Raw genomic sequence first — 9,559 nt, 5'->3', positions numbered from 1 at the left:
TGCTGGTACTGGCCGCACTGAACCGATTTCACCTTGGCCCGCTTTTGGAGCGGTCGTTGCGGGAGGGGGAATATCGAGTGGCGGCGAATGCGTTAAGGCGCAGCGTGTTGGTCGAGTTATCGACAGCAGTTTTGATTGTGGGGCTAGTGGCTTGGTTGGGAACGTTAAGTCCTGATATGGAGATAACCTCCCAATAGTGTTTCCAATGAGCAGGAAAATGACCTCCTGCTCGATTAATGCCTGCCTCAACAGAGAATTTCGTGCTGTCAGATGTTTGTGTGCGGGCCGCTTTACGGCTTCGTTTGCCTCCACATCTCTACTTGTGTTCCCAGCTCGATCACTCTATTCAACGGTAACTTGAAGTATTTCAAGTTGCTGTTGGCATTTTTCAGCAGGAACGCGAACAGGCTTTCGCGTCAGCGCGCCATACCAATGCGCTTGGTGGGGATCACTGTCTCCCGGCTGAGGAAATAGGTCGTGCGCATCGGACTGAGATCCAGTTCCTTCAGCTGACAAAGACTTAGCGCCATGGGTACGTCGGGCTCCTCCATGAAACCAAAGTGCAGACGGACCCGAAAAAACCCTTCGCAATAAGCTTCAACCTCAAACCGGCGTTCAGCAGTCACCCGAGGGCTGTCTTCGGACACTACCGTCAGCAGCACCACCTGCTCGTGTAGGCGAACAGAAGAAGAAACCGATCATGTTGTTGAACGTCAAAGACAAAGTCATCGCAATCACCGGCGCAAGCAGCGGTATCGGTGAGGCTACCGCGCGGCTGCTGGCAAGCCACGGCGCGAAAGTGGTGCTCGGTGCTCGTCGTACCGACCGACTTGAAATGATTGCTGGCGATATCAACGCCTCCTGCGGCAAGGCGGAATTACGTGCTCTAGACGTCACAGACCGAAAGGATGTCCAAGACTTCATCGACTTCGCCGTTACCCGGGTCGATCAGGTCGATGTGCTGGTGAACAACGCTGGAGTGTCCGGAATGGCGGCAACTGTAGTTCGGACCGATATCGGACAGAAGTGGATGTTCAGAAACTCAACCGTGCACCAAGTAGGCCCCTGACGGAACCCGTTTTCGCAGTTTCTTGCATTTGCCGGGTGCGGGCTGATGCCCCGGCGGGCGATCAGGAAACCAGATTCGGCATTTACCTGGAGGCGGCAAATGGCCGCGGGGAATCTCAACCTCATCGTACGCAGGCCCTGGCTCGACGGAAGCCATTTGCGATTTTCCTTCGGGCCGAGGCCTGCCAACTGTCGATGAATCCAATACCTGGTCTGCCGTTGCGCGAGCGAAGTTGCCAGCGTCGCGCCCAGTGTCCTGAGTGGATTGTTCAGCAACGCCCATTTCTGCTTCGCTGAGCCTTTGGGTCTCCACTTCCAGCCTCTTCTGAACTGCGACCTGGTCCGCTTTGGCGCTGGGCGGGATACCCGAAGACTGGGCCTGCTGCGCCGTCTGGATCAATTGGAAGTTGCGATTGCGTAACTCGACGTTGCGACCAACCCGCATATTCGAGCGCGTCGCCAAGGTTTCAGCCTGCTGATACTGCCCCTGCTGAAGACGCAACACACCGAGGTAATGCAGCGTCGCGGGATTGTTCGGCTGGATATGCAGGGCTCGCTCCAGCGTGGCAGCGGCTTGTTCCAACTGACCATTTCCATACTGCCGCGAGGCGGTTTCGATTAGGGTGGTTGATGCGCTGTTGCTTTGCGCTGCCGCTCTTCGCTCAGCAGCAACCGAACAAAGAGACGCGACGGCGCAGAACACCAGGATGAGACCCGGCAGAAAACTCTTGGTTGGCATCAGGGGGCGGACTCGACTGATCTCGGATGGCACTGCCGTAAAAAAGACCACAGCGCTAATCGGCATTTCCAATACAGGCACCAATTGACCTGGCCGGTACCCTGAAGTTCCCGCTGCAACGGCCACCTCAACCAGCATCTTTTTTTACCTCCCCATCATCTAAGCGTGAAGTCAGAGTGGGGAACCCCTCGGTCAAGGGGACGATATGAATGTCTGCAAAGGGGCCAGGCTGTGTGAAAACGCGCTAAATACGTCGAAAACTGAGAGTCGCGAGGATTGCCTCTGGAATAAGCGGGCGGTTGCGGTCGCGATTATTGACGGCTTTGAATTTGCTGCCGTCGATGGCGATGATCGATTGAGAGAAGAGATTGAGGTAGCCGTAGATATAGATCTTCAGCAACACCGCTGGGTGTGCGTCCGAGCCTCACCCTCAATAAATCGCTTCATGATCGTCCCCGATACGATCCAGACAATCAGAAGGTTAGACAATCACTGGTGTTTTCACACAGCCTGGGCCGTTAGCTACCCTTCACCACGGGCAGCTGTTGGCCTGACACTCACATTGTCAAGCTATCAAGCAGTGACGCTACAACCCTTTCTGCTCGATATTTTTTAATCAGCTGCATCCAGTTTGTCCTCCAGCGGGTAGTACAGGCAGTAGCCATAGCTGCTGAACTGATCACCTTTCTGGAGAGATTTGCATGAACGCTAAAAGATTCCTGCGCATTGCCAGTACTACGCTTGCTGCCACCTGCTTGTTGGTCACAGTGCCAGCTGCGTATGCGCAAACAGATCTGCCCGACAGCATTAAGGTCCCGGACGGTCATAAGGTCGCGTTGGAGACCGTGGGCGTGGGCGAAATCACGTATGAGTGTCGCGACAAGGCTAACTCCGCCGGCCAGACTGAATGGACTTTCGTAGGACCCAAAGCGGTACTAAATGATCGCAGCGGCAAACAAGTCGGCACCTACTTCGGCCCCCCGGCTACCTGGCAAGCTAATGACGGTTCTAAAATCACTGGAACGCAACTGGCGGTTGCACCCTCAGGTACTGGTGACCTCCCTTATCAGTTGGTCAAAGCCAACCCTGCGGAAGGCAAAGGCGCGATGAGCAATGTCAGTTATATCCAGCGGGTGGCCGTTAAAGGCGGCGTGGCGCCAATGATCGAATGCTCCGCCGCAAACAAAGGCAAACGTGAGGTAGTGAAATATCAGGCTGACTATATTTTTTGGGCAGCCAATTAAGCCAACGATCCAGGACAGGTTGTTAACGCACAAAGTCGTCTACTCTGCTCCGATGGAACCCCAGCCTTAGGGCTGGGGTAATTACCACCTGCTGGCGGCTGAAAACCTTGTCCCTACCTGAGCCCTGTTTTGACTACGAAGCCTGTTTAGCTGCTTGTGCCCGAGGCGAGCAGCAGGCATTGCAAGACTTGTATGAGCAGGAAAGTGCTCGTCTTTTGGGTGTTGCCAAGCGAATCGCTCGCAGTAACGCCTTGGCCGAAGACATCGTGCACGATGTCTTTATCAAAATATGGACCCGTGCCGCCAGCTTCGATCCGGCACGAGGTTCTGCCCGTGGCTGGATCTTCAGCGTGACGCGGCATTTAGCACTCAACTTCATGCGAGATAACGCCCGGGAGATACAGGTCAGCGAGCAAAGCGAAATGGCATTGCTCGCTTTAGCATCCATGGAGGCATCGTCAGAGTGTGTGGACGCCTTCGATTTTCGAGCCCGTTCAGGACGTATTTATATGTGCCTTGAACAACTGGAGCCGGCGCGTCGCAACTGCATACTCCATGCGTATGTAGACGGCTATTCGCATTCAGAAATATCGCAGAAACTGGGCGCACCTCTGGGGACCGTCAAAGCCTGGATCAAACGCAGTCTGGTGGCATTGCGGGAGTGCATGGGATGACCATAAGCCCAGAGGATGACAGCGCCGACAACATTGACGAACTGGCGAGTGAGTATGTGTTAGGCACGTTGCCGGCCGAGCAACGCATCGAGATACAAAAGCGTCTTGCCCAGGAGACAGATTTGCGAGCTGCTGTTGATGCATGGGAACAGCGTTTGCTTGCCTTGACCGAACTGGCTGAACCGCAACCCCCTACTCCACTTCTCTGGCGGCGAATCGAGCGCAGCTTGAACAGCAATGACCGGCGAGCACCAAGAGTGACGGCCGCTGTGAAGCCAATCTCGTGGTGGAACCTTCTACCGCTATGGCGCGGGCTCGCGGGGACTGGTCTTGTCGCAACGCTGTTGCTTGGAACAGTTGTTCTGACACGAACAGCTCCGTTGAATCCGACCACCTACCTGGTAGTTCTGGTGGCTCCGCAGAACCAGGCACCCGGCTGGGTCATTCAGGCGAGCAACCGAAAGGAAATCCAACTGATTCCTTTAGGGGAAGCGCAAGTCCCAACCGACAAAGCACTTGAGCTCTGGACCAAAGCGGACGGCTGGCAAGGACCGGTGTCCCTTGGATTGGTCAAACCTGGGCAAACGCTTTCTGTCCCTTTGGATAAATTACCGCCGCTGGAATCCAACCAGCTCTTTGAATTGACTCTGGAGAACCCCCATGGATCGCCGACGGGCAAACCCACAGGACCGATTCAGTTCATTGGCCGGGCGGTTAAAGTGATCTGACCTCGGGTGTCTTAGAGGAAAAGGCCGCATAGGCGGCCTTGTTTGTCCGTCACATCTCTACCTGAGTTCCCAGCTCAATCACTCTATTCAGTGGCAGTTTGAAATACTTCAGGTTGCTGTTGGCGTTCTTCAACAAAAACGCGAAAAGACTTTCCCGCCAGCGCGCCATCCCAATGCGCTTGGTGGGGATCACCGTCTCCCTGCTGAGGAAATAGGTCGTGCGCATCGGACTGAAATCCAGTTCAGTCAAGTGACACAGACTTAGCGCCAAGGGTACGTCGGGCTCCTCCATAAAACCAAAGTGAAGACTGACCCGGAAAAACCCTTCGCCATAAGCTTCAACCTCAAACCGCCGTTCAGCACTAACGCGAGGGCTGTCTTCAGACACCACGGTGAGCAACACGATTTGCTCATGCAAGACTTGGTTATGCAGCAAGTTGTGCAGCAACGCATGTGGTACAGCGTCGGCTCTGGCCGTCAGAAACACTGCGGTGCCTTGTACGCGATGGGGTGGCAGTGAACGGATACTACTGATGAACAGCGGCAAAGGCAGCGCGGTTTCATCCAGTCGTTCAACAATGATTTTCCTGCCCCGCTTCCAGGTGGTCATCAAGATGAACAGGCCAATGCCGGCGATCACAGGGAACGCACCGCCTTGGAAAATCTTCGGTGCATTGGCGGCAAAATACAGGCCGTCGACCAGCAGAAAACCAAGCAGCATAGGGATGGCCAGCCAACGTGGCGTTTTCCAAAGGAGCAGGACGACAGCCGAAGACAAGATGGTGGTGATCAACATGGTGCCCGTGACCGCAACCCCATAGGCAGCAGCCAAGGCACTGGACGACTCGAAACCGATCACCAACAGCACGACACCGACCATCAATGCCCAGTTAACGGTACCGATGTAAATCTGCCCTTGTTCCTGGCTCGAGGTGTGCTGGATAAACATGCGCGGGACGTACCCTAGCTGTATTGCCTGGCGTGTCAGGGAGAAAGCACCAGAGATCACGGCTTGAGAAGCAATGATGGTGGCGAGAGTAGAGAGAGCAACCATCGGCAGCAGTGCCCAGCCAGGCGCGAGTAAATAGAATGGATTGCGCACCGCCTCCGGGTTCTCCAGGATCAAGGCACCCTGACCAAAATAATTGAGTACCAGTCCTGGCAACACCAGAATGAACCACGCACGAGAAATGGGTTTGCGGCCAAAGTGGCCCATGTCGGCATACAGTGCTTCAGCACCGGTCAACGCCAACACGACAGCCCCCAAAATCGCCACGCCCATGCCCGGATGAACCACGAAAAACTGCACTGCCCAAGCAGGGTTGAGCGCTTGCAGCACCTCGGGGCGCTGCAAAATCCCGTAGATCCCGAGCGCGCCTAACACCACAAACCACAGCACCATGACCGGGCCGAACAGAATCCCAATGCGAGCAGTGCCGTGTTTCTGTATCAGGAACAGCGCCACCAGCACGATCACGGACAGGGGCACCACCCAGTGCTCGATCCCGTCAAACGCCAGCTGTAACCCCTCCACCGCAGAGAGCACCGAAATCGCCGGGGTGATCATGCTGTCCCCGTAAAAAAGTGCGGCGCCGAACAAGCCGAGCAACACCAATACCTTGCTCATGTGCGGATACGGGGTGGAGGCGCGACGGGCCAAAGCCGTCAGCGCCATGATGCCGCCCTCACCCTGGTTATTGGCACGCAGGATGAACAGCACGTATTTGATCGAGACGACCCAGATCAGCGACCAAAAGATCAACGACAGAATACCCAGCACGCCGTCGTGATTCACCTGGACGCCGTAGTGGCCGGAAAATACTTCTTTCAGCGTGTACAGGGGGCTGGTGCCGATGTCCCCGTAAACCACCCCAACAGCAGCGACGAGCAAGCCCACGCCTGAGGTTTTGGATGGGGAGTCTTCGTTTGCAACGGTCGCTGTCTCACTCAAGGGGCGAATCTCTCAATTAGCGGGAAGTAACTGCACGCCATCCTTGGGCAATACATTTTTCCAGGGCCATCGGAAAAGCGAGGCGCATGGACGATCTAAAAAATCGCGGCCAGTATCGTTGCGGTCAAAAACACTGACCGTAAAGAAAGCGTAAAAATTTTACGGCGATTACGCCCCATTTTCGAATACTCGGGCTTCGAACCGGCTTCGGTTGTACTTCAATGTGCAGGAGCTTGACACCGTGCAGTAGCGAGCGAAAGGAGTCCTCGTTTACCGGAAACTTCAGAGTCGTCGAGAAAAGGTCTAATGCGCCACAAGGGTGTTTGTTCCTATAAAGAACAGCCAGCCGGTGGCGGAATAGACAATGAGGTGTTCATGTGGTGGAAGCAATCGATCTCAGCTTTTGCATCTCACGCTGAGGCAGCCACTGTCGGACGCCCGGGTTTGCGTAGGAGATCGAGTCGCGAGCCGCTGTAGCGGGATTCGCGGAACAAACGCCAGCGCCCGAAGAAGCCATAGACATGCATGACCCGACCCTGCTCGTGGTACCCCATGCGGATGTGCAATTTGAGCGCCGGGACGTTATGCGTCTCACAGACGTCCACTACCTTGTTACACCCTTGCGCTTGCATGGTCTGCCACAATCTGATTTGGGCATCGACTGAAAGGGCCGTACCGAAGTAAGGTCGCGTCATCTCGCCCCCGAACTCGAAGAACTCGCCGTCCTTGACCGGGAACCAGCAGCCGTAGTAGTGGCGATCATGGTAATTGCGTTTGCTGCCCCAAATGAAGGCCACGGCATCGTCGTTTTCGTCCAGGTACATGTGACCTGTATGCCCTTCGGCGGCCAGTTCGCGCATGGTTTCCACGCGGTCGCCAAAGTGCTTGGTGAACGCATCAGCGTTCTGTGTATCGATGTCGACCAGGCGTAACCCCGAATAGGGTCTGAGCGTGCAGGGTGGCACCGGCGTGACCAAGTCACGCTCCATCCACAGCAGCTCCCAGTGGAAAAACACATAGCGCTCCCACAGTGTACGGAAGGTGCGACGCAGGCCTTTTTGTTTGATTCGGTCTTGTAGCTTCTGCAATGCACTCATAATGCTCTCCCGGCGGAACTGGGGCGCCGTTATAAAAGTCAGTGACGATTGAAATCCACAATGGACAATCAGCAACGTTTCAGTTGAGTGGGTATATGAGCAGCTAATGGGCTGCAGTCGATGCGACTCTTGGGATGAAGTGCCAGCCACATCCATACACTTGAAGTGGGTATAGATCAGCGCGGCAGGCACATATCAAAAAGACACCAACAGTTTTGTAACAAACTATTCTGCTTTTCGCTGAATGAAGCTAAGTCTTCGCTGCACATGAATTTTTAGGCCACGCCGTTCTTCGCGACCGAGCGATGCCTGCTGGAACCAACCCTTCAGGGAATCAAAGAAACAGGAGCGAGTCAGCTCGGGGACACATGCCCAGTCAGTTTGTGCGGATGCGAGACGCAGGTCCTCAACACCTGCTGTTTTTCTCATGCCTCTTTAGGCAGTTTTTTTGCCTGACAGTTTTGGCAGCAGTTTTGCCAAGTCAGCTAATTGAGCTTCTGCTTTTTCGAGTGTGGTGGCTGAGCAGCTTTTCCAGACCTTTTCCAACGGGCGCAAGTCAGATTCCTTTGGAAACAGCCGACGACGCGTTAACTCATTTATTGGAAAGGCACGGCCAATGCCCGCTGGTAATTGTTGATCTGGGTTTGCCTGGACAAATACAAGCCGAGCCTCGGGGCACGCGGATATTCAACCGCTGCTGTGGGGGGCTCTTGTCGGCGGCGGCTTCGGTGTTGTTGAGGGCGCGCCGTGCTTGAAGGTGACGGTGCGGAAAACGGAGTTGGCAACTCGGGTCGGCATCCGTATATTCGGATATCCATATATTCGAGCCTTCAGCGATGACCCCACTTCCCTATCCCATCAGGATTCTCTTCATGTGCACCGCCAACAGCTGCCGCAGCGTGTTGAGCGAAGCGCTGTTCAATCACCTGGCTCCCGCGGGTTTTGAGGCGGTGAGTTCCGGCAGTTTCCCCAGCGGCCGGCTAAACCCTCAAGCCGTGCAGACACTGCACAACCTCGGTGTCTCGACCGAAGGCCTCTACAGCAAAGATTCTTCGGTGTTCGCCGATTCCCCACCCGATATCGCCATCACCGTGTGCGACAAAGCCGCCGGGGAAGCCTGCCCGGTGTATTTCGGCCCGGCGATCAAAAGCCATTGGGGACTGGCCGATCCGTCGGAGGTGCATGGCACCGAGCAGGAGATTCAGGCAGCGTTTGCCAGCACCGTTGAAACGATCAAGCAACGGTTTGCAGCGTTCTTCGCGCTGGACCTGAAAAACCTTTCGGACGCCGAACTGAAAGTCGAACTGGACCGCATCGGAGCCCTGTGATGAACGACGACCTGCCCAATCTCGACCTGGAACTGCTGACGCTTTCAACCGAAAGCACCCACAAACCGCGCATCCTGCTGCTCTACGGCTCGACTCGCGAGCGCTCCTTCAGTCGGCTGCTGACCGAGGAAGCCGCACGAATTCTGCGTCTGCTGGGGGCCGAAACGGTGATCTTTGATCCTTGCGGCCTTCCCCTCCCCGACGATGCGCCCAGCGACCACCCGAAGGTCCAGCAACTGCGCGAGCTGGTGCTCTGGTCGGAAGGCCAGGTCTGGTGCTCACCGGAACGCCACGGTTCGATGTCGGCGGTGTTCAAGGCGCAAATCGACTGGATCCCGCTGACGATGGGCGCGGTTCGTCCGACCCAGGGCAAAACCCTGGCGGTGATGCAGGTCTGTGGCGGCTCCCAGTCGTTCAACACGGTCAATCAACTGCGCGTGCTGGGCCGCTGGATGCGCATGTTGACCATCCCCAATCAATCCTCGGTGCCCAAAGCCTTTATGGAGTTCGACGAGGCTGGCCGGATGAAGCCTTCTGCGTACTACGACCGTGTGGTGGATGTGATGGAAGAACTGATGAAGTTCACCGTGCTGGTGCGTGGCCGGGAGGAGTTCCTGGTCGACCGCTATTCGGAGCGCAAAGAGAGCGCTGAAGAACTGTCGAAGCGGGTCAATCAACGCTCGATCTGAGGGAGCGGAATTCTCTGTCGATTTTCCGGTGGAGGCGCCGG

Annotated in this window: 9 protein-coding genes and 4 pseudogenes; 8 read left to right on the top strand and 5 right to left on the bottom strand. The window is 55.8% G+C overall.

From position 1 onward, the window contains the following. Positions 1–197 (top strand): annotated as a pseudogene (locus EYC95_RS30385) (CopD family protein); the annotation flags it as partial. A gap of 93 nt (positions 198–290) precedes the next feature. Here the strand turns inward: EYC95_RS30385 and EYC95_RS25645 are convergent. Continuing rightward, positions 291–677: pseudogene (locus EYC95_RS25645) on the bottom strand (potassium transporter Kup); the annotation flags it as partial. Between the two features lie 26 nt (positions 678–703). Here EYC95_RS25645 and EYC95_RS25640 point away from each other — a divergent pair. After that, positions 704–1,069 carry an SDR family oxidoreductase gene (locus EYC95_RS25640; RefSeq protein WP_371928435.1) on the top strand — a complete coding sequence of 122 codons (366 nt, stop codon included), beginning with the start codon at positions 704–706 and terminating at the stop codon, positions 1,067–1,069. On the opposite strand, the gene EYC95_RS25635 is transcribed toward EYC95_RS25640, so the two are convergent. Both EYC95_RS25635 and EYC95_RS30760 read right to left on the bottom strand, forming a co-directional pair. Then, the gene (locus EYC95_RS25635) at positions 1,043–1,807 is read right to left on the bottom strand and encodes a tetratricopeptide repeat protein (protein ID WP_131062808.1); all 765 of its coding nucleotides are present in this window, start codon (positions 1,805–1,807) and stop codon (positions 1,043–1,045) included. The two genes, EYC95_RS25640 and EYC95_RS25635, sit on opposite strands and share 27 nt — an antisense overlap. Positions 1,808–2,105: 298 nt before the next feature. Beyond that, positions 2,106–2,219 (bottom strand): annotated as a pseudogene (locus tag EYC95_RS30760) (hypothetical protein); the annotation flags it as partial. Positions 2,220–2,508: 289 nt separating this feature from the next. On the opposite strand from EYC95_RS30760, the gene EYC95_RS25620 reads away from it, so the two are divergent. The 3 genes from EYC95_RS25620 to EYC95_RS25610 all read left to right on the top strand — a co-directional run bounded on the left by EYC95_RS25620 (position 2,509) and on the right by EYC95_RS25610 (position 4,453). Beyond that, positions 2,509–3,051, top strand: coding sequence for a DUF3455 domain-containing protein (locus EYC95_RS25620; protein WP_131062806.1), 543 nt, complete (start codon positions 2,509–2,511; stop codon positions 3,049–3,051). Between the two features lie 107 nt (positions 3,052–3,158). After that, complete coding sequence (locus tag EYC95_RS25615) at positions 3,159–3,725, top strand: sigma-70 family RNA polymerase sigma factor (protein WP_131062805.1); 567 nt, start codon at positions 3,159–3,161, stop codon at positions 3,723–3,725. After that, positions 3,722–4,453, top strand: coding sequence for an anti-sigma factor domain-containing protein (locus tag EYC95_RS25610; RefSeq protein WP_131062804.1), 732 nt, complete (start codon positions 3,722–3,724; stop codon positions 4,451–4,453). Before EYC95_RS25615 ends, EYC95_RS25610 begins: the two co-directional genes overlap by 4 nt. Before the next feature lie 49 nt (positions 4,454–4,502). Here EYC95_RS25610 and EYC95_RS25605 read toward each other — a convergent pair whose 3' ends face one another. Together EYC95_RS25605 and EYC95_RS25600 are read right to left on the bottom strand one after the other, a co-directional pair. Continuing rightward, entirely contained in the window at positions 4,503–6,404 is a 1,902-nt protein-coding gene (locus EYC95_RS25605; protein WP_131062803.1) for a potassium transporter Kup, read from the bottom strand. A 410-nt stretch (positions 6,405–6,814) separates the two neighbouring features. Further along, the gene (locus EYC95_RS25600) at positions 6,815–7,501 is read right to left on the bottom strand and encodes an N-acetyltransferase (protein ID WP_131062802.1); all 687 of its coding nucleotides are present in this window, start codon (positions 7,499–7,501) and stop codon (positions 6,815–6,817) included. A gap of 662 nt (positions 7,502–8,163) precedes the next feature. Between EYC95_RS25600 and EYC95_RS25585 the strand changes: the two are divergent. From EYC95_RS25585 to arsH, 3 genes and pseudogenes are all read left to right on the top strand, one after another. Next, positions 8,164–8,256, top strand: a pseudogene (locus tag EYC95_RS25585) (LysE family translocator); the annotation flags it as partial. A gap of 102 nt (positions 8,257–8,358) precedes the next feature. Then, entirely contained in the window at positions 8,359–8,829 is a 471-nt protein-coding gene (locus tag EYC95_RS25580; RefSeq protein ID WP_131062812.1) for an arsenate reductase ArsC, read from the top strand. Further along, entirely contained in the window at positions 8,829–9,518 is a 690-nt protein-coding gene (arsH, locus tag EYC95_RS25575; protein WP_131062801.1) for an arsenical resistance protein ArsH, read from the top strand. Before EYC95_RS25580 ends, arsH begins: the two co-directional genes overlap by 1 nt. Positions 9,519–9,559 lie beyond the last annotated feature (41 nt).

Source organism: Pseudomonas sp. BGI-2, assembly GCF_004310295.1.
In the GTDB taxonomy this organism is placed as follows: domain Bacteria; phylum Pseudomonadota; class Gammaproteobacteria; order Pseudomonadales; family Pseudomonadaceae; genus Aquipseudomonas.
This window is presented reverse-complemented; position numbering and strand designations above follow the sequence as displayed.

Excerpts from the sequence above, each read along its gene's own strand:
- EYC95_RS25620 (WP_131062806.1), top strand. The coding sequence starts at position 2,509 with ATGAACGCTAAAAGATTCCTGCGCATTGCCAGTACTACGCTTGCTGCC.
- EYC95_RS25635 (WP_131062808.1), bottom strand. The coding sequence starts at position 1,807 with ATGCCAACCAAGAGTTTTCTGCCGGGTCTCATCCTGGTGTTCTGCGCC.
- EYC95_RS25610 (WP_131062804.1), top strand. The coding sequence starts at position 3,722 with ATGACCATAAGCCCAGAGGATGACAGCGCCGACAACATTGACGAACTG.
- EYC95_RS25600 (WP_131062802.1), bottom strand. The coding sequence starts at position 7,501 with ATGAGTGCATTGCAGAAGCTACAAGACCGAATCAAACAAAAAGGCCTG.
- arsH (WP_131062801.1), top strand. The coding sequence starts at position 8,829 with ATGAACGACGACCTGCCCAATCTCGACCTGGAACTGCTGACGCTTTCA.